Genomic DNA, 26,188 nt, shown 5'->3' with positions numbered 1-26,188 from the left:
CCCCAATATAATAATAAGGAGTCATGATGAGTGTATTAATCGCCCTGGCAGCGCTGGGTCTGCTGATGCTGGCAGCCTATCGCGGATACAGCGTCATTCTGTTTGCCCCCATCGCGGCATTAGGTGCTGTATTGCTTACCGAACCCAGCGCCGTCGGCCCTGCCTTCACCGGCCTGTTTATGGAAAAAATGGTCGGTTTTGTGAAGCTGTACTTTCCGGTGTTCCTGCTGGGGGCAGTGTTTGGCAAGTTAATCGAGTTATCTGGATTTTCACGTTCTATTGTTGCCGCCGCTATCAACATCCTTGGTCGTCGTCATGCCATCCCGGTGATTGTGCTGGTATGCGCGCTGTTGACCTACGGCGGCGTATCGCTGTTCGTAGTGGCGTTTGCAGTGTATCCGTTCGCGGCCGAACTGTTCCGTCAGAGCAATATTCCTAAACGCCTGATCCCGGCAACCGTTGCGCTGGGTGCCTTCTCCTTCACCATGGATGCCCTGCCAGGCACACCGCAGATCCAGAACATTATTCCGACCAGTTTCTTCGGTACCAACGCCTGGGCCGCGCCGTGGCTGGGTTTGATAGGTTCCGTATTTATCATCGTTGTTGGTCTGGTTTATCTCGAACGTCAGCGTCGTAAAGCACAGGCTAAGAATGAGGGTTATGGCACTGAACTGTTAAACGAGCCGGAAACGCCGGATAACATTAATCTGCCGAACCCGATCATCGCGATCTCTCCGCTGATCCTGGTTGGGGTATTTAACCTGTTGTTCACCCGCTGGATCCCGCAATGGTATGGCGCAACGCATCAACTGGAGCTTCCGGGTCTCGCCAAGCCGATTACCACCGAAGTCGGTAAAATCACCGCTATCTGGGCAGTGGAAGCGGCGCTGATTTCTGGGATCCTGCTGGTGGTGCTCTTCGGCTACCACAACATTAAAGGTCGCCTGGCGGAAGGCAGCAGAACGGCGGTTGGCGGCGCGATCCTTGCGGCGATGAATACCGCGTCAGAGTACGGTTTTGGCGCAGTGATTGCCGCCCTGCCTGGTTTTCTCGTGCTGTCAAAAGCGCTGGCGGCTATTCCTGACCCGCTGCTCAATGAGGCTATCAGCATCACCACGCTTGCCGGGATCACCGGCTCGGCGTCTGGCGGGATGAGTATTGCCCTTGCTGCCATGTCTGATACCTTTATTGCAGCCGCTCACGCTGCCAATATCCCACTTGAAGTCTTCCACCGCGTGGCGTCTATGGCCAGCGGCGGTATGGACACCCTGCCGCATAACGGCGCGGTCATTACCTTATTGGCTATCACCGGTCTCAGCCATCGTCAGGCGTATGGCGGAATTTTCGCTATTACCGTCATTAAAAGTCTGGCCGTACTGTTTGTCATCGGCGTCTTCTACACCACCGGAATTGTTTAAGGAGAATCATCATGAACTTAACGGGAAAAATCGCCCTGGTTACCGGCTCGACCAGCGGTATCGGATTAGGTATCGCACAGGTGCTGGCGCAAGCGGGCGTTACCCTGATCCTTAACGGGTTTGGTGATGTGGATGCCGCCAAAGACGCTGTTGCGCAATATGGCAAAACGCCAGGCTATCATGGCGCGGATCTGAGCGATGAAGCGCAAATTGCCGATATGATGCGCTATGCCGAGAGCGAATTCGGCGGTGTTGATATTCTGGTCAACAATGCGGGGATCCAGCATGTATCCCCGGTGGAAACCTTCCCGATTGATAAATGGAACGCGATTATCGCTATTAATCTCTCTTCCGTTTTTCACACCACGCGTCTGGCGCTTCCTGGTATGCGCGCGCGAAACTGGGGACGCATCATTAATATCGCTTCTGTTCACGGCCTGGTGGCTTCAAAAGAGAAATCTGCCTACGTAGCGGCGAAGCACGGTGTGGTGGGATTCACCAAGACCATTGCGCTGGAAACCGCGCAGACGGGGGTAACCTGCAATGCGCTGTGTCCCGGCTGGGTGCTCACGCCGCTGGTTCAGCAACAGATCGATAAGCGTATTGCCGAAGGCGCAGAGCCTGAGGCCGCGCGTGATGCCCTGCTGGCGGAAAAGCAGCCGTCGCGCGAATTCGTCACGCCGGAACAGTTAGGTGAGCTGGCACTATTTCTGTGTTCAGACGGTGCGGCGCAGGTGCGTGGCGTGGCGTGGAATATGGATGGCGGTTGGGTAGCGCAATAACATCATCAGGTGCCGGATAAGACTGACTTACATCCGGCACAGTCGTAGGCCGGATAAGACGCAGTCGCATCCGGCACGCCACGATTAAGACTTCAGCTGATAATCCAGCGTAATTTCCGCGTTCAGTACCTGCGATACCGGGCATCCGGCTTTTGCTTTCTGGATGATGCCGTCAAACGTGGCGGCGTCTATCCCCGGCACGCTCACCTGGCTATGCAACGCGACTTTAGTGATCGCAAACCCGGCATCTACTTTATCCAGAGAAACATCGGCAGTGGTATCAATGGCATCTGGGGTAAACCCCGCTTCGCCCAGCATCAGCGAAAGCGCCATCGAGAAACAGGCTGCATGGGCCGCGCCAATCAATTCTTCAGGATTGGTGCCTTTCTCACCTTCAAACCGTGTATTAAACCCATACGGTTGCTGATTCAACACGCCACTTTCGGTCGACACAGTGCCTTTGCCGCGCTTAATGTCGCCTTCCCAGTGTGCCTGACCTTTCTTATGGATAGTCATTACCGCTCTCCTGTGTTGTCGTCGGAGTTACTAGTATAGGACGCCCGGGAAAAAGCATGTTACATACGGGATAGTTCTCATTTGCCGCTTAAGCATTGACCTTTCAGATAAAATGACCGACCATCCAGAAAGCCGTTATGTTGAACATCGGCTTTATATCAGGTTGTATTTCGTCCGTTCTCATACGGGCTCGCCCTTGAAACCAGTAACAGGATTAAGGAGTTAGAATGAAATCGAACCGTCAGGCCCGTCATATTCTCGGACTGGACCACAAAATCTCAAATCAACGTAAAATCGAGACCGAAGGTGACAAAACCAACGTGGTCAATAATCCTACTGGAAGAAAGCGCCGCACTGACGGCAAGTAGCCTTTCGCACGTCTGACTGAGTAACGAGATAAACACCATTGCAACCGCAGTGGTGTTTTTGCTTATAAAACCCCTTAACCCATTCACAATGCTTTATACTTCGCCCGTTTCCCTGGCGGACAGGCTACATACGATCATAAAGAGCGCCAGGGACGGTTATTCAAAAAAGAGTGAGTGACATGGAAAACGAAACCAAAAAACTGCGTTCCCTTTACATCCCCTACGCTGGCCCGGTACTGCTGGAATTCCCTTTACTGAATAAAGGGAGCGCCTTCAGTGTGGAAGAACGCCGTAACTTCAACCTGCTGGGGTTACTGCCGGAAGTGGTCGAGACGATTGAGGAACAGGCTGAACGCGCCTGGATCCAATATCAGGGATTCAAAACCGAAATCGACAAACATATTTACCTGCGCAACATCCAGGACACCAACGAAACCCTGTTTTACCGACTGGTGCATAATCACCTGGATGAGATGATGCCAGTTATCTATACCCCAACGGTCGGCGCGGCCTGTGAGCGTTTCTCTGAGATTTATCGTCGTGCGCGCGGCGTGTTTATCTCTTATCAGAACCGCCACAATATGGACGATATCCTGCAAAACGTCCCTAACCACAACATCAAGGTCATCGTTGTCACCGATGGCGAACGTATTTTAGGTCTTGGCGATCAGGGGATCGGCGGGATGGGCATTCCAATCGGTAAACTGTCGCTGTATACCGCATGTGGCGGAATTAGCCCGGCCTATACTCTTCCGGTGGTACTGGACGTGGGGACCAACAACCAGCAACTGCTGAACGATCCGCTGTATATGGGCTGGCGCAATCCGCGTATCACTGATGATGAATACTACGAATTCGTTGATGAATTCATCCAGGCCGTGAAGCATCGCTGGCCGGACGTGCTGTTGCAGTTTGAAGATTTCGCCCAGAAAAACGCCATGCCGCTGCTGACCCGTTATCGTGATGAAATTTGCTCGTTTAACGACGATATTCAGGGCACCGCGGCGGTTACCGTCGGTACGCTGATTGCGGCTAGCCGCGCGGCCGGTAGCCAGTTGAGCGAACAGAACATCGTCTTCCTCGGTGCGGGTTCCGCCGGTTGCGGGATTGCCGAGCAGATCATTGCGCAGATCCAGCGTGAAGGTTTAAGCGAAGAAGCGGCGCGTCAACGCGTATTCATGGTCGATCGCTTCGGCCTGTTAACAGACAAAATGCCGAACCTGCTCTCCTTCCAGACCAAACTGGTGCAAAAACGCGAAAATCTCCAGCACTGGGATACACAAGAAGATGTGCTGTCGTTGCTCGACGTGGTCCGCAACGTTAAACCTGACATCCTGATCGGCGTTTCCGGACAAACCGGCCTGTTTACCGAAGAGATCATCCGCGAAATGCACAAGCATTGTCCGCGTCCGATCGTCATGCCGTTGTCTAACCCCACTTCCCGTGTTGAAGCTACGCCACAGGATATTATCGCCTGGACCGAAGGTAACGCGCTGGTTGCGACCGGTAGTCCGTTCGCACCGGTACTGTGGAAAGATAAAATTTACCCAATCGCCCAGTGTAACAACGCCTATATCTTCCCGGGTATTGGTCTGGGTGTGATTGCGTCTGGCGCGTCGCGCATCACTGATGAAATGCTGATGTCGGCGAGTGAAACGCTGGCACAGTATTCACCGTTGGTGCTCAACGGCGAAGGCCTGGTGCTACCGGAACTGAAAGATATTCAGACCGTTTCTCGCGCCATTGCCTTTGCCGTCGGTAAAATGGCGCAGCAGCAAGGTGTGGCGGTGAAAACCTCCGCCGAAGCGCTGCAACAGGCGATTGACGATAATTTCTGGCAAGCAGAATATCGCGACTACCGTCGTACCTCTATCTGACGCTTTGCCCGGCGGCAAACTGCTGCCGGGCGTTCAACACTTGCGCTTTTGCGCAACTTACGATTACACTTTCACCACCGATTAACATTCTGAAAAACAAAAGGAGGATACTTATGCTGTACTGTGAACGTTTTATCGTTTCACATGCTTTTGGCGATCGCCAGTGCTCAAGCGTTATCGGTATCGTGCTGCGATAACTTCTGCTTGAGCGAAGCTAACTTCTAAATCCCCTTCTCTCGGGCTTACCGGGTTATCGTCAGCGATGTTTGACGAGGCGTTTTTGCGCCTGTAACTCTTGAGTAAGCAACAATGAGCACATTACTAACCGCACAATCCTTACACGTTGATACGGCATTCGGCACGCTATTCGACGATCTTTCCTTTACCCTGAAAAAAGGCGACCGCATCGGGCTTATCGGTTACAACGGCTGCGGCAAAAGCACGCTGTTAAAACTGCTCGATGGCACGATCTCGCCCACCAGTGGGGCAATCGCGCAGGCGAATCACTGCCATCTCGCGCGTGTAGAACAACATCTACCTGACGATATACTGCCTCTTACGCTGCAGGAAGCCGTTCTCGCTCAACTTCCCGAGCATGAACGCGCAGCTCAGCAGTGGCGAGTTGAAGCACTGCTTGCCGAAATGGGTTTTACGCCAGAGAATTTATCTCTTACAGCGCAAACGTTGAGCGGTGGCCAGCACACGCGCTTGCTATTAGCGCGGGCACTGATGCGTAATCCTGACCTGCTGCTGCTGGATGAGCCGGGTAACCACCTGGATTTGCCTACATTACTGTGGCTTGAGCAGTTCTTACAGAACTGGTCTGGCAGTTTTGTGGTGGTCTCCCACGACCCGCAACTGCTGGATGCGGTGACTCACGGAACCTGGATCTTACGCGATCGCACCCTCCATGCGTTTGATCTACCCTGTAGTGCAGCGCGTCAGGCTCTGGCAGAAAGAGATGTCAGCGATGCTCTGCGCCACAAGGCTGAGCAAAAAGAAATAGACCGGGTGACTGCCAGCGCCAAACGGCTGGCAACCTGGGGGCGGGTCTACGACAACGAAGATCTCTCCCGCAAGGCCAAGCAGATGGAAAAACAGGTACAGCGCCTGAAAGAGGTACAAACAGAAGTGACGTCAGGAAGTCAGTGGACACTAACATTGCAGGGTGATGCCCTGCGTGCAGATCGTTTGCTGGAGATGACCAATCTGTCTGTAGCCCCTGTTCCTGGTGCAGATACACTGTTTTCCATTGCCGGTATCCGGTTAAAAAGCGGCGATCGCGTGGCGATTGTCGGGCGTAACGGTTGCGGGAAATCATCGCTGTTAAGGCTTATCTGGCAACAGTTTCAGGCACAGATAGCATCAACTTCACTGGTGTTACACCCGCGCGTTACGCTGGGTTATTACGACCAGACGCTGCATCAGCTTGCCGATAACGATTCATTGTTTGACGCGCTGGAAGCGTTTGCCCCGCAGCCAGAGATTCGCAAGATGGCGCTGATTAGCGCGGGATTTCCGTGGGTTCGTCATGCGCAGCGGGTCAGTACATTAAGCGGCGGTGAGCGCTCCCGGCTACTGTTTGTTGGGCTGACGCTTGCGCGCTACAGTCTGCTGATGCTTGATGAACCGACCAACCATCTGGATATGGAAGGCAAAGAGGCGCTGGCAGAAACGCTACAAAGCTATAACGGCGGCGTGTTGCTGGTCAGTCACGACCGGCAGCTTATCAGCCAAAGCTGTAATCGGTTCTGGTTAATCGACAATGGCGAACTCAGTGAATGGCACGATCTGGAGGCGGTCAATGCGCGTATTCGGGAAACGTCCGCGGAGATAACCGTTCCCAAAACGGCGGTCGTAGAGAAAACTGAAATAAGCGGTGACAGCGATAGATTGCTGGAACAACTTCTCGATCTTGAGCAGCGTCTGGCCGACGATCTCGCCCGCAAGCCGAAACATCAAAAACCGTTGTTACAGGCGCAATGGCGCAAGGAGATAGAGGAAATAACGGCGAAACTCTGATAGCAACGCCCGGTGGCGCGACGCTTACCGGGCCTACAAAAATGTAGGCCGGATAAGCGCAAGCGCCATCCGGCAATGCGTTATTGCTGCGGTTTTTTCTCTTTCCAGGCATCCCAGGCCTGTTTGATCTCTTGTTTTGCCGTAGCGGCGTCATTGAAACCGTTTAATTCGACCTTCTTGCGCCCTTCCGGCAGATCTTTGTACACGCGGAAGAAAGATTCCAGACGTTGAACTTCAACCTTGGGCAGATCGCTTAACTCTTTGATGTCGTCATAAGTGGGGTCAATTTTACTGGCCGGAACAGCGACAATTTTGTCGTCCTTTTCACCGCCGTCGATCATCTTCAGTACGCCAATAGCGCGCAGCTTAATCAACGTTCCCGGAGCAAGCGGCGCACGGGTATAAAAAATGACATCCAGCGGGTCGCCGTCACCGGCTAAAGACTGGGTGAGTGAACCGTAGTTGGCGGGATAGGCAACCGGCATTGACTGGAAGCGATCGGCAACGATAAAACCGGTTTTGGCGTCGGTTTCATATTTAATCATTCCGCCTGCCGGGATTTCGGTTACGGCATAAAACTCTTCCGGGTTGTTCTCCGGCTGAGGAAATTCGAGGATGTTCTGCGCCTGAGCTGAAGCACAAAGAAACACGCTGACAGCGAGTAATTTTTTCACCAGATGCATTGTCTTTTAACTCTTCTATTATCGGAAAGACAACACCTTACGTTCAGCAGATGACAGAAACATGACGTTTTTTTGGCAAAAAAATGGCGCTACCGATGTAGCGCCATTGCGTAGAGGGAACATCAGGGATTAGTTAACCCCCTCCTCGCTCTCTTTTTTCGCTTCTTGTCTTTCAACTTCGCGATACCAACGCGGGTGATGTTTCTTCGCCCAGCGACGGCTCACTTTCCCTTCAACCATGCCTTTAATCGATCCTTTCACCCAGAATGCCATATACATATGGATGAGGATGGCGTGCATCAGGATAATCCCCGCAGCCGCATGGATCAGCAGGCTATAGCGCACGACCTGCATCGGGAAGAACTGCGCAAAGTACGGACGCCAGATAATGATACCGGTAATCAGCAGCACGAAAATCATGCTCATAATCGACCAGAACATCATTTTCTGCCCGGCGTTGTATTTGCCCACATCCGCCACTTTGTGTTCATTGCCTTTCAGTACTTCCACAATGTTTTTCAGCCACGGAATATCTTTCTTATCCGGGATGTTGTGGTGCACAAAGCGTACAAACATGAACATCAGCGCCACGAAGATCAGTATGCCGAAGAACGGATGCAAAATGCGTCCCATCTGCGGCGTACCGAAGGTTTGCGTCAGCCATTGCAGAGTCGGGAAGAAAAATGAAATCCCCGACAGCGCTACCAGGAAGAAGCAGATCACCACCGTCCAGTGACAGGCGCGGTCGATAAATTTCGTGCGCACAATCATTTTCGACTTACTCATGATGATCCTCCTCGTCGTCGTCCACTTCCTTATTCGGACCAATACCAATGTAGTGGTAAATCAGTCCGGCGAAGGTGGCGATAAATCCGGCAGCGGCCAGCGGCTTCAGCGCCCCTTTCCACAGATTGATAGAGGTATCTATCTGCGGGTCTTTTGGCAGACCGTGATACAGTTCAGGCTGGTTGGCATGATGCAGAACGTACATGACGTGCGTGCCGCCCACACCTTCCGGGTTGTAAAGACCGGCATGTTCAAAACCGCGTGCTTTCAGTTTTGCCACACGCTGTTCGCCCATTTCCAGCATTTCCTGCTTGGTGCCGAAATGTATTGCCCCGGTCGGACACGTTTTCACGCAGGCAGGTTCCTGCCCGACGCTGACTCGGTCCACACACAGCGTACATTTATACACGCGGTTATCCTCTTTATTGAGGCGCGGAATATTAAATGGACACCCGGCAATACAGTAGCCGCAGCCGATGCAGTGCTCTGACTGGAAATCGACAATCCCGTTGGCGTACTGGATGATGGCCCCGGCAGACGGGCACGCCTTCAGGCAGCCCGGATCTTCACAGTGCATACAGCCGTCTTTACGAATCAACCACTCCAGCTTGCCGTTCTGTTCGGTTTCGGTAAACCGCATCACCGTCCAGGACTTGGCGCTGAGATCGGCGGGGTTGTCATACACCCCGACGCAGTGGCCAACTTCATCGCGGATATCGTTCCACTCTGAGCATGCCACCTGACAGGCCTTACAACCTATACAGGTGGAAACGTCGATCAGCTTCGCGACTTCTGCTTTGTAATCACGGGCCTGAGGCGGCGGCGTGATGGAGTTTGTTGCGGACCGTTTGATGATGTCCTGCGTTTCCATAGACATATGTTCGCCTCCCTTACGCCTTCTCGATGTTAACTAAAAACGCTTTGTATTCCGGCGTTTGCGAGTTTGCATCACCGACATTCGGCGTCAGGGTGTTGGCGATAAAGCCTTTACGCGCGACTCCTTCAAAGCCCCAGTGGATTGGGATCCCAACCGTTTCAACCTGCTGACCGTTGACGTTCAGGGTACGCAGACGACGAGTGACCACGGCAACTGCGCGAATAAATCCACGTTTGCTGCTGACTTTCACGTGATCGCCGTTGTTGATCCCTTTCGCTGCCGCTAGCGTTTCGCTGATTTCCACAAACTGCTCTGGCTGGGCAATCGCATTCAGTAATGCGTGCTTGGTCCAGGTATGGAAATGTTCGGTCAGACGATAGGTCGTCCCGACGTACGGGAAGTCCTGTTTCGTGCCCATACGGAGTTTATCCGCTTCGTACAGACGTGCTGCCGGGTTGGAGATCACATTCGGGTGCAGCGGGTTAGTACCCAGCGGCGTTTCCATCGGCTCGTAGTGTTCCGGGAACGGACCTTCCGCCATCTTATCGATAGCAAACAGACGCCCCAGCCCTTCCGGCTGCATGATAAACGGATTGGTGCCACTGCCCGGTGCCGCGGTGTTGAAGTCCGGGATATCGTTCCCCGTCCACTTCGTACCGTTCCACTGGATAAGCATGCGTTTTGGATCCCACGGTTTACCCTGCGGATCCGCCGAAGCGCGGTTATACAGTACGCGACGGTTCAGCGGCCATGCCCAGGCCCAGCCCAGCGTATTACCGAGACCTGACGGGTCGGCGTTATCGCGGTTGGCCATCTGGTTGCCCTGCTCGGTCCAGCTACCGGTATAAATCCAGCAGGACGATGACGTGGAACCATCATCGCGCAGCAACGCAAAGCTGTTGAGCAACTGACCTTTTTTCGCAACCAGCACGCCGTTGGCATCATAGAGATCTTCCAGCGCATAGCCGTTGTTCTCTTTTGCCACTTCCTCGGAATGCGGTTCGTCCGGCTGCTTATAGTTCCAGCTCATTTTCAGAACGGGCTCTACAGCTTTACCGCCTTCAGTGCGATACATATCGCGCAGACGATGGTAAATACCGGCCAGAATTTCGCCGTCGTTGCGGGCTTCGCCCGGGGCATCCTGACCTTTCCAGTGCCACTGCAGCCAGCGGCCGGAGTTGGCGATGGAACCGTCCTCTTCCGCAAAGCAGGTAGAAGGCAAACGGAAAACTTCAGTCTGAATCGATGCCGGATCAACGTCGTTTGACTCGCCGTGGTTTTGCCAGAACGTTGAGGTTTCGGTCACCAGCGGATCGATAATCACCAGATACTTCAGTTTGCTGAGACTCTGCACCACTTTGTTTTTGTCCGGGAAGGACGCAACCGGGTTAAAGCCCTGACAGATGTAGCCGGTGACTTTCCCGCTATCCATCATGTTGAAGTATTTGATGACGTCGTAGGACTGATCCCACTTCGGCAGCCACTCAAAGCCCCAGTCGTTCTCTTTCTGCGCCGCATTGCCGTAGAAAGATTTCATTAGACTGACGAAGAACTTCGGATAGTTACCCCAGTAGTTAACCTGCTCGGCCAACGTCGCTTTTGGCGTGTTCGCGGCCAGATAGGTTTGCAGATCCGCCTGTTTCTCTGACGGCAGCGTCAGGTAACCTGGCAGACTGGTAGAGAGCAGACCTAAGTCGGTTAATCCCTGAATGTTGGAGTGACCACGTAAGGCGTTAACCCCGCCACCTGCCATCCCCATGTTGCCGAGCAGCAACTGGATCATCGCCATGGTACGGATGTTCTGCGCCCCTACGGTATGCTGTGTCCAGCCCAGCGCATACAGGAACGTAGTGGTGCGATCGGCTGCGCTGGTGGAAGCCAGCACTTCGCAGACTTTCAGGAAGTCTTCTTTCGGCGTACCACAAATGTTTTCCACCACATCCGGCGTGTAGCGGGAAACGTGCTGTTTTAGCAGGTTCCAGACACAGCGAGGATGGCTTAACGTTTCATCGCGTTTCGCGTAGCCGTTTTCATCGAACTGGTAGTTCCAGGACGATTTATCGTATTGGCGTTTTTTCGCGTCATACCCGCTGAACAGACCGTCTTCAAAAGCATAGTCATCCCGCACCAGCAGGCTGGCGTTGGTGTAATGCTTAACGTATTCAGCGTTAATTTTGTTATTTTCAATCAGGTACAGCAAGACGCCGGACAGGAACGTAATGTCCGTGCCGGAACGAATTGGCGCATAGATATCCGCCACCGATGCTGTACGTGTAAAACGAGGGTCAACAACAATCAGCGTGGCATCATTGTTGTTTTTGGCTTCCATCGCCCAGCGGAATCCCACTGGATGTGCTTCAGCGGCGTTACCGCCCATCACCATCACGACGTTAGCGTTTTTGATATCAACCCAGTGGTTGGTCATCGCACCGCGACCAAATGTTGGAGCAAGACTTGCTACCGTTGGTCCGTGTCAGACGCGCGCCTGGTTGTCTACTGCCAGCATGCCGAGTGAGCGCACAAATTTTTGCGTCAGCATGCCGGTTTCATTACTTGCCGCAGAGGCACACAACATCCCGGTTGAAAGCCAGCGGTTTACCGTTACGCCCTGCTCATTCTTCTCAATAAAGTTGGCGTCACGGTCAGTTTTCATCAGCTTCGCGATACGGGTGAATGCTTCATCCCAGCTGATACGCTGCCATTTATCGGAACCAGGAGCGCGATATTCCGGGTAACGCAGACGGTTTTCACTGTGCACGTAATCCAGTAATCCTGCGCCCTTAGGACATAATGCCCCGCGGCTCACCGGATGATCCGGATCCCCTTCAATATGGTAAATCGACTCTTTGGCGTTTTTTGCTCCATCTCCCAGGCTATACATTAATAGCCCGCAACCTACGGAACAGTATGTGCAGGTGTTTCGGATCTCTTTGGCGCGTAACAGCTTATAGTTTCGCGCCTGAGCCAGTGCCATTTTGGGTGCAAAACCCAAAGCGGCTACTGTTGTTCCCGCCATACCGCCCGCGCAGATTTTAAAAAATTGTCTGCGGCTGACGTCCATTGCTTTCCTCTTTTTTGCAGGGATTCGTACAGGACATCTCTCAAATCGCGCCAGCGCGGCATAATTGAAAGATGACATGTACAACTTCGCGACGAAACTATCAGCTATATCCATATTTTTTTTGCGTCAAATCAATAACGAAACGGTTCCGCTACTAAATAGTGCACTTTGTTTAACCTTTGTACCCATAAGGGAGTATGTGAAAAGCAATTAATTAGCTCGCTACGGTGTAAAGGTGCTATAAATTTCAGCTTAAATTTTTGCCAGTACCATGGACAGACAATCAGAATGACAAAACAAAAAGCAACGTTAATTGGGCTCATTGCCATTGTGCTCTGGAGTACGATGGTCGGACTCATGCGTGGGGTAAGTGAAGGACTGGGTCCTGCGGGCGGCGCAGCAATGATTTTTTCGTTAAGTGGCCTGTTGCTGATTTTTACCGTCGGCTTTCCGAATATAAGAAAGATTCCTGTGCGTTATTTAATCGCGGGTAGCGTGCTTTTTGTTACCTATGAAATATGTTTAGCGCTGGCTCTCGGTTATGCGGCTACTCGTCACCAGGCTATTGAAGTCGGTATGGTCAATTATCTATGGCCGAGTTTAACGATATTGTTTGCTATTTTATTTAATGGTCAAAAAACAACCTGGCTGGTGATCCCTGGATTAATTATCGCATTGACCGGGGTTTGTTGGGTATTGGGTGGTGAAAACGGCCTTAATCCTGGTGAAATTATAAACAACGTTGCCAGCAGTCCGCTGAGCTATTTCCTCGCCTTTTTGGGCGCATTTATCTGGGCAACGTATTGCACGGTGACCAATAAATATGCAAAAGGCTTTAACGGCATTACGGTATTCGTTTTACTGACGGCCGCAAGTTTGTGGGTTTACTATTTTATGACTCCGCAACCAGAAATGATTTTCAGCACTTCGGTGACTATTAAAATGTTCTCAGCGGCATTAACGTTAGGATTTGCCTATGCGGCGTGGAATATTGGCATTTTGCATGGCAACGTGACCATCATGGCCGTAGGTTCCTATTTTACCCCAGTGCTCTCCTCCGCCCTGGCTGCTGTGTTACTCAGCGCCCCGTTGTCGCTATCTTTCTGGCAGGGGGCATTGATGGTTTGTGCGGGTTCGCTACTTTGCTGGTTGGCAACACGCCGCGCCTGAAAAAAATCCGGGTTTTATCGCGCAAATCTAAAACCCGGCTACACTGTAATCAAATTAATGAATAATAAATGTTCATTCTACTTGTGGTTTATGTTTATTTTTGTTTAATTTAATGTTAAATAATTGGTGATTAATCAACTCCCGAAAATATTGCATGCTTATCTATATTCCTCAGTATGTATATATTATACCTGCGTGACTAACGCCATTTAAACCATAGACGGCACAATAGTCCCCTACGTAAATATACCCATTCAGATTTGTCACATATAAAGATTAATACAATCAGTTATATTATGTAGATCTGGATCACACAAACTCAAATATTTCGCAATATTATGAAACTTATTATTGAACTTATACCACTGCGTCATTTAAAAATAGTTTGCCATTGACGAACCCCTTCGTTTAGCAATGGTTTAGGAAACACACCAAGAAAAAATTATAAGGATTATTTAGAATGAAACTTAAATTAGTTGCAGTGGCAGTGACTAGCCTGTTGGCGGCAGGTGCGGTAAACGCAGCTGAGGTATATAACAAAGACGCAAACAAACTGGATATCTACGGTAAAGTTCACGCTCAGCATTACTTCTCTGACGACACCAGCAGCGATGGCGACAAAACCTACGCACGTCTGGGCTTCAAAGGCGAAACTCAGATCAACGACCAACTGGTTGGTTTTGGTCAGTGGGAATATGAATTCAAAGGCAACCGTTCCGAAAGCCAGGGTTCCGAAGCAGACAAAACCCGTCTGGCATTCGCTGGCCTGAAATTCGCTGAATACGGTTCTTTCGACTACGGTCGTAACTACGGCGTAGCTTACGACATCGGCGCATGGACCGACGTCCTGCCTGAGTTTGGTGGTGATACCTGGACCCAGACCGACGTATTCATGACCCAGCGTGCTACCGGCGTTGCAACCTATCGTAACACCGACTTCTTCGGTCTGGTTGAAGGTCTGAACTTTGCTGCTCAGTACCAGGGCAAAAATGACCGTGACAACGACAAAGAAGCTAATGGCGACGGTTTCGGTCTGTCTTCTACTTACGAGTATGAAGGCTTCGGCGTAGGTGCTACCTATGCGAAATCTGACCGTACTGATTCCCAGAACAACCACAATGGTCTGTTCAAAGCTGACGGTAAGAACGCTGAAGTTTGGGCTGCTGGCCTGAAATATGATGCGAACAACATCTACCTGGCAACTACCTACTCTGAAACCCGTAACATGACTACCTTTGGTGGTACTGTTAACGGTAAGAAGATCAACGGTATTGCAAATAAAGCACAGAACTTTGAAGCTGTTGCTCAGTACCAGTTCGACTTTGGTCTGCGTCCGTCCGTTGCTTACCTGAAATCCAAAGGTAAAGACATTGCAGTATACGGCGACCAGGATCTGGTTGAATACGTAGACCTGGGTGCTACCTACTACTTCAACAAAAACATGTCTACCTTCGTTGATTATAAAATCAACCTGCTGGATGACAACAACTTCACTCGCGCTGCCGGCGTGAGCACCGACAACATCGTTGCTGTTGGTCTGAACTACCAGTTCTAATTTTGTTGTAGTCTGAATACAAAGCCAGTCCTTCCAGGGCTGGCTTTTTCTCTTAATGTAGACTCGGTCATAAGGAGTATGCCGTGCAGACATTCACTGGTCGTTGTCTTTGCGGACAGAGTCATTTTACCGTTGACGTCGAAATGCTGGATGTCTATGCCTGCCACTGTACGCTGTGTCAGAAATGGTCAGGCGGCATCGCCATGTATCTGGAAGCCAGCGCTCACCCGCTGATGTCGCCAGAATCGGCAGAACCTTCGCACTTCCCTTCTTCAAATCGTGGTGAACGGTTCTTCTGTTCCGGCTGCGGATGCCCACTGTGGTTTACGTTGACGGACAGCGATCGCTACTTTATTCCGTGGACACTTCTGGAACTTAATGAGGTAGATCGCCGCCGCCTGATATTAGCGGCAGAAATCTATACGGAAACACAGCCTGCGTTCTGGAGATTGACGGGGCAATACGCTCGACTGAGTGGGAAAGAAGTCGAAGAGATGGATTACCCCTGTCATTTAGCTCACTAGTTATTAACGTTGTACCTTTGCCAGACTGAACCACATTCCTATCGCTAATACGATAAGCATGCTGCCGGCGCTGCTTAATGCCACGCTATGTGACCAGGTGAACGCTTCTCTGGCAGCCGTCAGCAATGCTTCACTCAGTGACGGCGGGAGCGAGTGCGCCAGTTGTACCGCCTCCCCCATTGACGATGAGGCACGTTCCATTTCCTGCGCATTAAGTCCGGCTGGCGGCAGAATCGATGCAGAAAAGCTACGGCTCAGCAGTAAGCCAAAGATAGCGATCCCAAGTCCTGCCCCCAGTTCATAAGCCATTGTCTCGATGGCGCCAGCGGCCGCGGCTTTTTCCGCCGGCGCTGCTGCCATGATAGCCGCTGTTGAAGCCAGGAGCGCACTGGCGGCGCTAAAACCAAGCAAAGCCATCAAAATCCAGGCTTGTACCTGTTGGCTACTGAAATCCGTCATCGCCAGGCCGTAAAAACTAACGGCGCTCAGCGCCATGCCCGCCGTTGCCACACAACGTAATCCCAGGCGTGAAACCAGCATACCGGCAATCGGTCCGCTGAAACCACTGGCCAGCATCACCGGCAGCATGAACAACCCTGCCTGATACGGTGTTAAACCGTGAACAAACTGTAGTTCCTGTGCCATCAGCAACTCAAAACCCACCAGCGTTATCATCGCGGTCATCGCCATCACTACGCCACTTAAGATAATGCGGTGCGTGAACAGACGCATATCAATCATCGGGCGGGCTGCCGCAAGCTGGATACGGACAAACTGCCACAACAGTAAAGCGCCGGTTAACAGCGTCAGGGCGATGGCTACGGTCGCCGTATGCCCTTTCAGCGCGGTTTTGGCGCTGTAAACCAACAGCAGAATGGCAACAATCAGCATGATCGCATGACCAAAATTTAACGATTGATCGCGACGTCCGGCCTGGCGTGGCACTAAGCGTGCGGTTAAGGCCATTACCACCAGGACAATTGGTACATTAATTAAGAATACGGACCCCCAGTAGAAGTGCTCCAGCAGCATCCCGCCAACCAGTGGGCCAAACGCCGCACCGCCGGAACCGACCGCTGCCCAGACGCCGAGCGCCATATTTCGATGCCGTTGCTCAGAGAACGTGGCGCGAATACCCGCCAGCGTTGCCGGAACAATCATCGCCGCGCCAATCGCCAATACCGCCCGGGTGGCAATCAGCCAGCTTGCGCTATGAGCAAAAGCGGCCGCCAGCGATGCGAGACCAAATAATCCACCGCCTAACAGCAGCAGACGTTTAAAGCCGATGCGATCCCCCAGCGCGCCCATTGGCAATACCATACCGGCCATTACCAGGGAATAAATATCAATGATCCACAGCAGCTCGTTACCACTGGCACCCAGCGTCATACTCAGCGTGGGCGCGGCAACGTGCAGCACCGTTGCATCAATCGCAACAGGGATGTAGACCAGCACAATAATGACTAACGTTAACCACTGACGAAACATAAAACTCCCTAACGAAACCAAAACTGGACACATGTCCAGCTTTAGCGATCCTACGGAAAATTGAACATATGTCCAACTTTTTGTTAGACTGCGATCTATACGGATACAGGAGGAATGATGAGCTATCTAAATCGGGATGAACGTCGGGAAGTGATTCTGCAAGCGGCAATGCGTGTCGCACTTGAAGAAGGATTTTCCGCCATGACGGTTCGACGCATTGCTGCTGAAGCTCACGTCGCGACGGGCCAGCTACATCACCATTTCGCCTCTGCCGGTGAGCTCAAATCCCAGGCATTTGTGCGCCTTATCCGCACCCTACTTGATGCCGAACTGGTCAGCGAAGACGCCAGTTTCCGTGAGCGACTGCATGCGATGCTAGGCAGTGAAGATGGTGGTCTGGAACCCTATATTAAGCTATGGCGTGAAGCACAGGTTGTTGCGGGTAAAGATCCGGAAATTAAAAGCGCCTATCTGTTGACCATGCGAATGTGGCACGAAGAAACCGCCAACATTATTACCCAAGGACAGAAAGCCGGTGAGTTCTCATCCACGCCTGATGCCGCCGACGTCGCATGGCGTTTAATCGCATTAGTCTGCGGCCTGGATGGTATGTACATATTAGGTATTGAGGAAATGGCCGATCCTGCATTCGATCGTCATCTTGATCGTATGATTACGCAGGAGTTATTTATTTGATGTAATAGATGAATTAACAATACATCTTTTATGCTTACAATTAGTAACACTTAAGCAACGTGTAATTCTCCTATCACGCCGCGTTATTGCACTTTTTTATCTATTCTTTCAGTCAATATTCCTAAAACTTTTCAATAGTTTCTAAAAAGAAGCCGCGCGGCGCTGCATGCGTTTATTTCTTTTTCATGAACGGCATGTGCATGGAGAATAATATGTCATCATCAAATGAGAAAAATAATCGTTATCTTTTAACGGACTGGAAACCAGAGAACCCCGGCTTTTGGGAAAATAAAGGCAAGCACATTGCGCGCAGAAATCTCTGGATATCAGTAAGTTGCCTGCTGCTTGCGTTCTGCGTCTGGATGTTGTTCAGCGCCGTTGCCGTAAATCTGAATAAAATTGGCTTTAATTTCACCACCGACCAACTGTTTTTATTAACGGCACTGCCTTCTCTTTCTGGTGCAATATTGCGCGTTCCCTACTCCTTTATGGTACCTATATTTGGTGGGCGTCGTTGGACCATTTTTAGTACGATTATTCTGGTTATTCCCTGTCTCTGGCTCGGATTTGCCGTGCAAAATACCACTACTCCGTTCGGTGTATTTATTATCATTGCGCTGATGTGTGGTTTTGCTGGCGCTAACTTTGCCTCCAGCATGGGCAATATCAGCTTTTTCTTCCCCAAAGCGAAGCAAGGTAGCGCATTAGGCGTTAACGGTGGTCTCGGCAACCTCGGCGTCAGCGTGATGCAGTTGATCGCGCCACTGGTGATCTTTCTGCCCATATTTACCTTTTTGGGCATACAGGGCGTACCACAAGCTGATGGCTCGTTATTGTCGCTGGCCAATGCCGCATGGATTTGGGTGCCGTTACTGCTGATAGCCACCGTGGCAGCGGGCATGGGAATGAACGACATTGCCAGCTCGAAGGCCTCAATTGCCTCCCAGTTACCGGTCCTCAAGCGTTTTCATCTGTGGTTATTAAGTCTGCTGTATCTCGCCACCTTCGGTTCATTTATCGGTTTTTCGGCAGGCTTTGCCATGCTGGCGAAAACCCAGTTCCCCGACGTGAATATCCTGCAACTGGCGTTCTTCGGCCCCTTCATCGGCGCGCTTGCACGATCGGCAGGCGGTGTTATCTCTGACAAGTTTGGTGGTGTACGTGTCACCTTAATTAACTTCATCTTTATGGCACTGTTCAGCGCCCTGCTGTTTCTCACTTTGCCCGGCTCGGGCGAAGGTAGCTTTATCGCGTTTTACCTGGTGTTTATGGGCTTGTTCCTGACCGCGGGTCTGGGTAGCGGTTCAACCTTCCAGATGATTGCGGTGATCTTTCGCAAAATCACAATTTATCGGGTGAAGCTGCATGGCGGTACTGAAGAGCAAGCTCAGCGGGAAGCGGTAACCGATACCGCAGCCGCCCTGGGATTTATCTCCGCCATTGGCGCTGTGGGGGGCTTCTTCATTCCTAAAGCGTTTGGCTCATCGCTGGCATTGACCGGCTCTCCTGTGGGTGCCATGAAAATATTCCTCGTGTTTTACATCGTCTGCGTGCTGGTGACCTGGTTGGTCTATGGCCGTAAATCACAAAAAAAATAACAAAATGGATACCGCAGGATCGGACATTTAGGTAGGCCGGATCAGGCCTGGAGTTCGATTCACCGTCGGCAATATTATCGAAGCAGGAGTTATGTCATGAGTAAACTGTTAGACCGCTTTCGCTACTTTAAACAAAAGGGCGATACGTTTGCCGAGGGGCATGGGCAAGTAATGCACACCAACCGGGACTGGGAAGACAGCTATCGTCAGCGCTGGCAGTTCGACAAAATTGTGCGTTCTACCCACGGCGTTAACTGTACCGGCTCATGCAGCTGGAAGATCTACGTTAAAAACGGGCTGGTGACCTGGGAAACGCAGCAAACCGACTACCCGCGTACCCGTCCTGACCTGCCAAATCATGAGCCCCGTGGCTGTCCACGCGGCGCCAGTTACTCGTGGTATCTCTATAGCGCGAACCGCCTGAAATATCCGCTGGTGCGTAAACGCTTAATCGAATTGTGGCGCGACGCCCTCTCCCGCCAGCCCGATCCGGTGCTGGCCTGGGAATCCATTATGAACGACCCGCAAAAATGCCAGAGCTACAAGCAGGTACGCGGGCGCGGTGGGTTTATCCGTTCCAACTGGAAAGAGCTTAATCAGCTGATTGCTGCCGCCAACGTCTGGACGGTGAAAACCTACGGCCCGGATCGCGTGGTCGGCTTCTCCCCGATCCCTGCGATGTCGATGGTTTCCTATGCCGCCGGCACACGCTATCTCTCGCTAATCGGCGGAACCTGTCTGAGCTTCTATGACTGGTACTGCGACTTACCGCCCGCGTCACCGATGACCTGGGGCGAGCAGACCGACGTTCCTGAATCCGCCGACTGGTATAACTCCAGCTATATCATCGCCTGGGGCTCTAACGTGCCGCAGACCCGTACCCCGGATGCGCACTTTTTCACAGAAGTACGCTACAAAGGCACCAAGACGATTGCCATTACGCCGGACTACTCGGAAGTCGCTAAACTATGCGACCAGTGGCTGGCACCTAAACAAGGGACCGACAGCGCGCTGGCAATGGCGATGGGCCACGTCATCCTGAAAGAGTTCCACCTCGACAATCCCAGCGATTATTTCCTCAATTACTGCCGTCGCTATACCGACATGCCGATGCTGGTTTTACTGGATGCCCGGGAAGATGGCAGCTACGTGCCTGGACGCATGATGCGTGCTTCAGACCTTGTCGATGGTCTGGGCGAAAGCAACAATCCAGAGTGGAAAACGGTAGCCTTTAACAGCGCAGGTGAACTGGTTGTCCCGAACGGATCTATCGGTTTTCGCTGGGGGGAGAAAGGCAAATGGAACCTGGAACCACTGGCGGCTGGCGCTGAAACTGAACTTTCTCTTTCGCTGCTCGGTCTGCATGATGAAGTGACCGGCGTCGCATTCCCCTATTTTGGCGGCAACGAAAACCCACATTTTCGCAGTGTAAAACAAGAACCGGTGCTGATCCGTCAACTGCCGGTAAAACATCTTACCCTCGCTGACGGTAGCCGTTACCCGGTAGTGAGCGTCTATGATCTGGTGCTGGCGAATTATGGCCTCGACCGTGGTCTGGATGACGTTCATAGCGCACAAGATTACAGCGAAGTGAAAGCCTACACCCCGGCCTGGGGCGAGCAAATTACCGGTGTGCCACGCCGTCATATCGAACAGATCGCCCGTGAGTTTGCCGATACTGCGCACAAAACGCATGGCCGTTCGATGATCATTCTCGGGGCTGGCGTCAACCACTGGTATCACATGGATATGAACTACCGTGGCATGATTAACATCCTGGTGTTCTGTGGTTGCGTGGGACAAAGCGGCGGCGGCTGGGCGCACTATGTGGGTCAGGAGAAACTGCGTCCGCAAACCGGTTGGTTGCCGCTGGCCTTTGCGCTGGACTGGAACCGTCCGCCGCGTCAGATGAACAGCACTTCGTTTTTCTACAACCACTCCAGCCAGTGGCGTTATGAAAAACTCACCGCGCAGGAACTCCTCTCTCCGCTGGCCGATGCGTCGAAGTTTAGCGGACATTTGATTGACTTTAACGTGCGGGCTGAACGAATGGGCTGGCTGCCGTCTGCGCCGCAGCTTAACCTCAACCCTCTGACCGTTAAAGCAAAAGCCGAACATGCAGGACTATCTCCTGCGCAATACACCGCACAGGCGCTGAAGTCGGGTGATATTCGTTTTGCCTGCGAACAGCCTGATAACGGCAAAAACCATCCGCGCAACCTCTTCGTCTGGCGCTCTAACCTGCTCGGCTCCTCCGGTAAAGGGCATGAATACATGCTCAAATATTTGCTGGGTACCGAAAGCGGGATCCAGGGGGAAGCGCTCGGTTCAAGCGAGGGTATTAAACCTGAAGAGGTTGAATGGCAGTCGGCGGCGATAGAGGGCAAGCTCGATCTGCTGGTCACGCTCGATTTCCGTATGTCCAGCACCTGTTTGTTCTCCGATATCGTTCTGCCAACCGCTACCTGGTATGAAAAAGACGATATGAATACCTCGGATATGCATCCGTTTATTCACCCGTTGTCTGCGGCGGTCGACCCGGCATGGGAATCGAAGAGCGACTGGGAAATTTATAAAGGCATCGCCAAAGTATTTTCTGAGGTTTGCGTCGGACACCTTGGACAAGAAACGGATGTCGTGTTGCAACCGCTGCAACACGACTCTCCGGCAGAGCTGGCGCAGCCGTTTGACATTCAGGACTGGCGCAAAGGCGAATGCGATCTCCTCCCGGGCAAAACGGCACCGAATATCGCCGTTGTGGAGCGTGACTACCCCGCCACCTACGAACGCTTTACTTCACTTGGCCCGCTCATGGACAAACTCGGTAATGGCGGGAAAGGCATTGCGTGGAATACCCAGGCGGAAGTCGATTTCCTCGGCAAGCTGAACTACACCAAGCGCGAAGGCCCGGCAAAAGGACGCCCGCTGATTGACACCGCGCTGGATGCCTCTGAGGTGATCCTTGCCCTGGCACCGGAAACAAACGGTCAGGTGGCGGTGAAAGCCTGGGAAGCGCTGGGGGCGATGACCGGACGCGACCATACGCATCTGGCGTTGAACAAAGAAGACGAGAAGATCCGTTTTCGCGATATCCAGGCGCAGCCGCGCAAAATCATCTCCAGCCCCACCTGGTCCGGGTTGGAAAGTGAACATGTTTCCTATAACGCAGGCTATACCAACGTCCACGAGCTGATCCCATGGCGTACCCTGTCCGGTCGCCAGCAGCTGTATCAGGATCATGCGTGGATGCGTGCGTTTGGTGAAAGTCTGGTGGCGTATCGTCCACCTATCGATACCCGCAGCGTCAGTGAAATGCGCGAGGTTCCGCCTAACGGCTTCCCGGAAAAAGCGCTCAACTTCCTGACGCCGCACCAGAAATGGGGGATCCACTCCACCTATAGCGAAAACCTGCTGATGCTGACGCTGTCGCGCGGCGGGCCGATTGTCTGGATCAGTGAAACCGATGCCAAAGAGCTGGGTATTGAGGATAACGACTGGATTGAAGCCTTCAACGCCAACGGTGCGCTCACCGCGCGTGCAGTGGTGAGTCAACGCGTGCCACCGGGAATGACCATGATGTATCACGCTCAGGAGCGAATCATGAATATCCCTGGCTCAGAGGTGACCGGGATGCGCGGCGGGATCCATAACTCGGTGACCCGCGTCTGCCCGAAACCCACGCACATGATAGGTGGCTATGCGCAGCTGGCATACAGCTTCAACTATTACGGTACGGTCGGCTCTAACCGCGATGAGTTCATCATGATTAGAAAAATGAAAAATATTAACTGGCTGGATGATGAAGGTCGCGATCAGGTACAGGAGGCGAAAAAATGAAAATACGCTCACAGGTAGGCATGGTTCTTAATCTGGATAAGTGCATCGGCTGCCACACCTGCTCCGTCACCTGTAAAAACGTCTGGACCGGACGTGAAGGGATGGAATATGCGTGGTTTAACAACGTCGAGACTAAACCGGGGATTGGGTATCCAAAAAACTGGGAAGATCAGGAAGAGTGGCAAGGCGGCTGGGTTCGCGATGTTAACGGCAAGATAAGACCGCGTCTGGGCGGTAAGATGGGCGTCATCACCAAAATTTTCGCCAACCCGGTGATCCCGCAAATCGATGATTACTATGAGCCGTTTACCTATGATTATCAGCATCTGCATAGCGCGCCGGAAAGCAAGAATCAGCCCACCGCACGTCCGCGTTCGCTGATTGATGGAAAGCGGATGGACAAGATTATCTGGGGTCCAAACTGGGAAGAACTGCTTGGCGGCGAATTTTCAAAACGTGCCCGCGACCGTAACTTCGAGAAGATGCAAAAGGAGATGTACGGCCAGTTCGAAAACACCTTCATGATGTATTTACCGCGCCTGTGCGAGCACTGCCTGAACCCAAGCTGTGTCGCCACCTGCCCAAGCGGTGCTATCTATAAGCGTGAAGAAGACGGCATTGTGCTGATCGACCAGGACAAATGTCGCGGCTGGCGCTTGTGCATCAGCGGCTGTCCGTACAAAAAAATCTACTTTAACTGGAAGAGCGGTAAGTCTGAGAAGTGCATTTTCTGCTACCCGCGTATTGAGTCCGGCCAGCCGACGGTATGTTCGGAAACCTGCGTTGGGCGTATCCGTTATCTCGGCGTATTGCTCTACGACGCCGACCGCATCGAAGAAGCGGCCAGCACCGAGCATGAGACCGATCTCTATGAGCGTCAGTGCGATGTATTCCTCAACCCGCACGATCCGGCGGTCATTGAAGAGGCGTTAAAACAAGGTATTCCGCATAACGTCATCGAAGCGGCCCAACGTTCGCCAGTCTACAAAATGGCGATGGACTGGAAACTGGCGCTGCCGCTGCACCCGGAATATCGCACCCTGCCGATGGTCTGGTATGTACCGCCATTGTCACCGATTCAGTCGGTCGCCGACGCGGGCGGACTGCCGCACAATGGTAACGTTTTGCCGGCGGTTGAGTCGCTGCGAATTCCGGTTCAGTACCTCGCTAACATGCTCAGTGCGGGTGATACCGGTCCGGTGCTGCGCGCGCTGAAACGTATGATGGCCATGCGTCACTATATGCGTGCGCAAACAGTGGAAGGTGTGACGGACACCCGCGCGATTGAGGAAGTGGGTTTGACCGTTGAGCAGGTTGAGGAGATGTATCGCTATCTGGCCATCGCCAACTATGAGGACCGCTTTGTGATCCCGACCAGCCACCGTGAAATGGCGCGCGATGCCTTCCCGGAGAAAAACGGCTGCGGATTTACCTTCGGTGACGGCTGCCATGGCTCAGATACCAAATTCAACCTGTTTAACAGTAGCCGTATTGATGCGATCGACATCACCGAAGTGCGCGATAAAGCGGAGGGTGAATAATGCAAATCCTGAAGGTTATCGGCCTGCTGATGGAATATCCCGACGAGCTGCTGTGGGAGTGTAAAGACGACGCGCTGGCGCTTGTGGCCAGCGATGCCCCCATGCTTACCGAATTTAGCCAGGGATTGCTCAATGCGCCACTGCTGGATAAACAAGCGGAATGGTGCGAAATCTTTGACCGGGGCCGGGCCACCTCTCTGCTGCTGTTTGAGCACGTGCACGCCGAGTCCCGTGACCGGGGTCAGGCGATGGTTGATCTGCTGGCTCAGTATGAAAAGGTCGGGCTACAGCTCGACTGCCGCGAACTGCCTGATCATCTGCCGTTGTATCTGGAGTATTTGAGCGTGTTGCCGGAGGACCAGGCCAAAGAAGGACTGCAGAACGTTGCACCGATTCTGGCTCTGCTGGGCGGGCGCTTAAAACAGCGCGATACGCCGTGGTATCAACTGTTTGACGCCCTGCTGCTGCTTGCCGGAAGCCCTCTTTCGAGTGACAGCGTCACTAAGCAGGTTGGTGCTGAAACCCGCGATGATACCCGTCAGGCGCTGGATGCGGTGTGGGAAGAGGAACAGGTGAAGTTTATCGAGGATAACGCCACCGCCTGCGACAGTTCACCGTTACAAAACTATCAACGACGCTTTAGCCAGGACGTGGCGCCGCAGTATGTCGACGTCAGCGCGGGAGGCCCGAAATGATACAGTACCTGAACGTCTTTTTTTACGATATCTACCCGTACCTGTGCGGTACGGTGTTTATCCTCGGCAGTTGGCTACGCTATGACTACGGGCAATATACCTGGCGCGCCTCTTCCAGCCAGATGCTGGACAAACGCGGCATGGTGCTGTGGTCAAACCTGTTCCACATCGGCATTCTGGGGATCTTTTTCGGTCACCTGTTCGGCATGCTAACGCCGCACTGGATGTATGCCTGGTTCCTGCCGATTGCGGTGAAACAACAGATGGCGATGATTGCCGGTGGGCTTTGTGGCGTACTGACGCTGGTTGGTGGCGCAGGTTTGCTGGTGCGCCGTCTGACCAACCCGCGTATTCGTGCGACATCTTCCACCGCCGATATTCTGATCCTCTGCGTTCTGTTGATTCAGTGTATCCTCGGCTTAACCACCATCCCGTTCTCTGCGCAACATCCAGACGGCAGTGAAATGCTGAAACTGGTCGGTTGGGCGCAGTCGGTGGTGACTTTCCAGGGCGGCGCATCTGCGCATCTGGATGGCGTGGCGTTGATTTTCCGTGTGCATCTGGTTCTTGGGATGACTATCTTCCTGCTGTTCCCGTTCACTCGCCTGGTCCACGTCTGGAGTGCGCCGTTTGAGTACTTTACCCGTCGCTACCAAATAGTGCGTTCCCGCCGATAATTGAACTCTGATGCCCG

At 52.6% G+C, this 26,188-nt stretch carries 19 protein-coding genes and 1 pseudogene; 14 read left to right on the top strand and 6 right to left on the bottom strand.

What is annotated here, in order from left to right; all coding sequences use genetic code 11:
• The first annotated feature begins 23 nt into the window (after positions 1-23).
• Both OGY06_RS03460 and OGY06_RS03455 read left to right on the top strand, forming a co-directional pair.
• Positions 24-1,418 carry a GntP family permease gene (locus tag OGY06_RS03460; RefSeq protein WP_197970154.1) on the top strand — a complete coding sequence of 465 codons (1,395 nt, stop codon included), beginning with the start codon at positions 24-26 and terminating at the stop codon, positions 1,416-1,418.
• Between the two features lie 11 nt (positions 1,419-1,429).
• Positions 1,430-2,200 carry a 3-hydroxybutyrate dehydrogenase gene (locus OGY06_RS03455; RefSeq protein ID WP_191221483.1) on the top strand — a complete coding sequence of 257 codons (771 nt, stop codon included), beginning with the start codon at positions 1,430-1,432 and terminating at the stop codon, positions 2,198-2,200.
• 84 nt (positions 2,201-2,284) lie between these two features.
• On the opposite strand, the gene osmC is transcribed toward OGY06_RS03455, so the two are convergent.
• Positions 2,285-2,716 (bottom strand): peroxiredoxin OsmC, encoded by a 432-nt coding sequence (gene osmC / locus OGY06_RS03450; RefSeq protein WP_003833007.1) that lies wholly within the window; start codon positions 2,714-2,716, stop codon positions 2,285-2,287.
• A gap of 227 nt (positions 2,717-2,943) precedes the next feature.
• On the opposite strand from osmC, the gene sra reads away from it, so the two are divergent.
• The 3 genes from sra to OGY06_RS03435 all read left to right on the top strand — a co-directional run bounded on the left by sra (position 2,944) and on the right by OGY06_RS03435 (position 6,983).
• On the top strand, positions 2,944-3,084 hold the full coding sequence (gene sra, locus OGY06_RS03445) for a stationary-phase-induced ribosome-associated protein (RefSeq protein ID WP_286604695.1): 141 nt from the start codon (positions 2,944-2,946) through the stop codon (positions 3,082-3,084).
• 179 nt (positions 3,085-3,263) lie between these two features.
• Complete coding sequence (maeA, locus tag OGY06_RS03440; protein ID WP_003833011.1) at positions 3,264-4,961, top strand: malate dehydrogenase; 1,698 nt, start codon at positions 3,264-3,266, stop codon at positions 4,959-4,961.
• Positions 4,962-5,270: 309 nt separating this feature from the next.
• Complete coding sequence (locus OGY06_RS03435) at positions 5,271-6,983, top strand: ABC-F family ATP-binding cassette domain-containing protein (protein ID WP_063941983.1); 1,713 nt, start codon at positions 5,271-5,273, stop codon at positions 6,981-6,983.
• Between the two features lie 22 nt (positions 6,984-7,005).
• Here OGY06_RS03435 and OGY06_RS03430 read toward each other — a convergent pair.
• From OGY06_RS03430 to fdnG, 4 genes and pseudogenes are all read right to left on the bottom strand, one after another.
• Positions 7,006-7,666 (bottom strand): annotated as a pseudogene (locus OGY06_RS03430) (inorganic diphosphatase); the annotation flags it as partial.
• A 129-nt stretch (positions 7,667-7,795) separates the two neighbouring features.
• On the bottom strand, positions 7,796-8,452 hold the full coding sequence (fdnI, locus tag OGY06_RS03425; protein WP_003020054.1) for a formate dehydrogenase-N subunit gamma: 657 nt from the start codon (positions 8,450-8,452) through the stop codon (positions 7,796-7,798).
• A complete protein-coding gene (gene fdnH, locus OGY06_RS03420) occupies positions 8,445-9,329 on the bottom strand; it encodes a formate dehydrogenase N subunit beta (protein ID WP_003833024.1) in 885 nt (294 codons plus the stop codon). Before fdnH ends, fdnI begins: the two co-directional genes overlap by 8 nt.
• 13 nt (positions 9,330-9,342) lie before the next feature.
• Complete coding sequence (gene fdnG / locus OGY06_RS03415; protein WP_154816735.1) at positions 9,343-12,390, bottom strand: formate dehydrogenase-N subunit alpha; 3,048 nt, start codon at positions 12,388-12,390, stop codon at positions 9,343-9,345.
• Positions 12,391-12,678: 288 nt separating this feature from the next.
• Here fdnG and yddG point away from each other — a divergent pair, with 288 nt between their 5' ends.
• From yddG to OGY06_RS03400, 3 genes are all read left to right on the top strand, one after another.
• Entirely contained in the window at positions 12,679-13,560 is an 882-nt protein-coding gene (gene yddG / locus OGY06_RS03410) for an aromatic amino acid efflux DMT transporter YddG (protein WP_063941986.1), read from the top strand.
• Between the two features lie 460 nt (positions 13,561-14,020).
• A complete protein-coding gene (gene ompD / locus OGY06_RS03405) occupies positions 14,021-15,115 on the top strand; it encodes a porin OmpD (RefSeq protein WP_063941987.1) in 1,095 nt (364 codons plus the stop codon).
• Positions 15,116-15,198: 83 nt separating this feature from the next.
• Positions 15,199-15,639 carry a GFA family protein gene (locus OGY06_RS03400; protein ID WP_003833032.1) on the top strand — a complete coding sequence of 147 codons (441 nt, stop codon included), beginning with the start codon at positions 15,199-15,201 and terminating at the stop codon, positions 15,637-15,639.
• Between the two features lie 3 nt (positions 15,640-15,642).
• Here the strand turns inward: OGY06_RS03400 and OGY06_RS03395 are convergent, their stop codons facing one another.
• Positions 15,643-17,127, bottom strand: a complete 1,485-nt coding sequence (locus OGY06_RS03395) for an MFS transporter (RefSeq protein ID WP_003833034.1) — start codon at positions 17,125-17,127, stop codon at positions 15,643-15,645.
• Positions 17,128-17,244: 117 nt separating this feature from the next.
• On the opposite strand from OGY06_RS03395, the gene OGY06_RS03390 reads away from it, so the two are divergent.
• The 6 genes from OGY06_RS03390 (at position 17,245) to narI (ending at position 26,171) form a co-directional block, all read left to right on the top strand.
• Complete coding sequence (locus OGY06_RS03390) at positions 17,245-17,823, top strand: TetR family transcriptional regulator (RefSeq protein ID WP_003833036.1); 579 nt, start codon at positions 17,245-17,247, stop codon at positions 17,821-17,823.
• Positions 17,824-18,035: 212 nt separating this feature from the next.
• Positions 18,036-19,421, top strand: coding sequence for a NarK family nitrate/nitrite MFS transporter (locus OGY06_RS03385; RefSeq protein WP_286604692.1), 1,386 nt, complete (start codon positions 18,036-18,038; stop codon positions 19,419-19,421).
• 96 nt (positions 19,422-19,517) lie between these two features.
• Positions 19,518-23,258 (top strand): nitrate reductase subunit alpha, encoded by a 3,741-nt coding sequence (locus OGY06_RS03380; RefSeq protein WP_003833040.1) that lies wholly within the window; start codon positions 19,518-19,520, stop codon positions 23,256-23,258.
• Complete coding sequence (narH, locus tag OGY06_RS03375) at positions 23,255-24,799, top strand: nitrate reductase subunit beta (protein ID WP_003833042.1); 1,545 nt, start codon at positions 23,255-23,257, stop codon at positions 24,797-24,799. The genes OGY06_RS03380 and narH overlap by 4 nt, the downstream gene beginning before the upstream one ends.
• Positions 24,799-25,494, top strand: coding sequence for a nitrate reductase molybdenum cofactor assembly chaperone (gene narW / locus OGY06_RS03370; protein WP_003833045.1), 696 nt, complete (start codon positions 24,799-24,801; stop codon positions 25,492-25,494). The genes narH and narW overlap by 1 nt, the downstream gene beginning before the upstream one ends.
• Positions 25,491-26,171: a respiratory nitrate reductase subunit gamma gene (gene narI / locus OGY06_RS03365; RefSeq protein ID WP_003833047.1), complete on the top strand. Its 681-nt coding sequence runs from the start codon at positions 25,491-25,493 to the stop codon at positions 26,169-26,171. Before narW ends, narI begins: the two co-directional genes overlap by 4 nt.
• Positions 26,172-26,188: the final 17 nt, after the last annotated feature.

Origin of the sequence: Citrobacter sp. Cpo147, from assembly GCF_030332405.1 — a bacterium.
Classification (GTDB): Bacteria; Pseudomonadota; Gammaproteobacteria; order Enterobacterales; family Enterobacteriaceae; genus Citrobacter; species Citrobacter portucalensis.
Note: the sequence above shows the minus strand (reverse complement) of the source record. Positions and strands in the feature narration are given on the sequence as shown.

What these genes read in the sequence shown, in the direction of transcription:
- narH (WP_003833042.1), top strand. Translation starts at nt 23,255, where the DNA reads ATGAAAATACGCTCACAGGTAGGCATGGTTCTTAATCTGGATAAGTGC.
- OGY06_RS03460 (WP_197970154.1), top strand. Translation starts at nt 24, where the DNA reads ATGATGAGTGTATTAATCGCCCTGGCAGCGCTGGGTCTGCTGATGCTG.
- maeA (WP_003833011.1), top strand. Translation starts at nt 3,264, where the DNA reads ATGGAAAACGAAACCAAAAAACTGCGTTCCCTTTACATCCCCTACGCT.
- ompD (WP_063941987.1), top strand. Translation starts at nt 14,021, where the DNA reads ATGAAACTTAAATTAGTTGCAGTGGCAGTGACTAGCCTGTTGGCGGCA.
- fdnH (WP_003833024.1), bottom strand. Translation starts at nt 9,329, where the DNA reads ATGTCTATGGAAACGCAGGACATCATCAAACGGTCCGCAACAAACTCC.
- OGY06_RS03435 (WP_063941983.1), top strand. Translation starts at nt 5,271, where the DNA reads ATGAGCACATTACTAACCGCACAATCCTTACACGTTGATACGGCATTC.
- OGY06_RS03385 (WP_286604692.1), top strand. Translation starts at nt 18,036, where the DNA reads ATGTCATCATCAAATGAGAAAAATAATCGTTATCTTTTAACGGACTGG.
- narI (WP_003833047.1), top strand. Translation starts at nt 25,491, where the DNA reads ATGATACAGTACCTGAACGTCTTTTTTTACGATATCTACCCGTACCTG.
- OGY06_RS03380 (WP_003833040.1), top strand. Translation starts at nt 19,518, where the DNA reads ATGAGTAAACTGTTAGACCGCTTTCGCTACTTTAAACAAAAGGGCGAT.
- sra (WP_286604695.1), top strand. Translation starts at nt 2,944, where the DNA reads ATGAAATCGAACCGTCAGGCCCGTCATATTCTCGGACTGGACCACAAA.
- narW (WP_003833045.1), top strand. Translation starts at nt 24,799, where the DNA reads ATGCAAATCCTGAAGGTTATCGGCCTGCTGATGGAATATCCCGACGAG.
- OGY06_RS03455 (WP_191221483.1), top strand. Translation starts at nt 1,430, where the DNA reads ATGAACTTAACGGGAAAAATCGCCCTGGTTACCGGCTCGACCAGCGGT.
- yddG (WP_063941986.1), top strand. Translation starts at nt 12,679, where the DNA reads ATGACAAAACAAAAAGCAACGTTAATTGGGCTCATTGCCATTGTGCTC.
- fdnI (WP_003020054.1), bottom strand. Translation starts at nt 8,452, where the DNA reads ATGAGTAAGTCGAAAATGATTGTGCGCACGAAATTTATCGACCGCGCC.
- OGY06_RS03390 (WP_003833036.1), top strand. Translation starts at nt 17,245, where the DNA reads ATGAGCTATCTAAATCGGGATGAACGTCGGGAAGTGATTCTGCAAGCG.
- osmC (WP_003833007.1), bottom strand. Translation starts at nt 2,716, where the DNA reads ATGACTATCCATAAGAAAGGTCAGGCACACTGGGAAGGCGACATTAAG.
- OGY06_RS03395 (WP_003833034.1), bottom strand. Translation starts at nt 17,127, where the DNA reads ATGTTTCGTCAGTGGTTAACGTTAGTCATTATTGTGCTGGTCTACATC.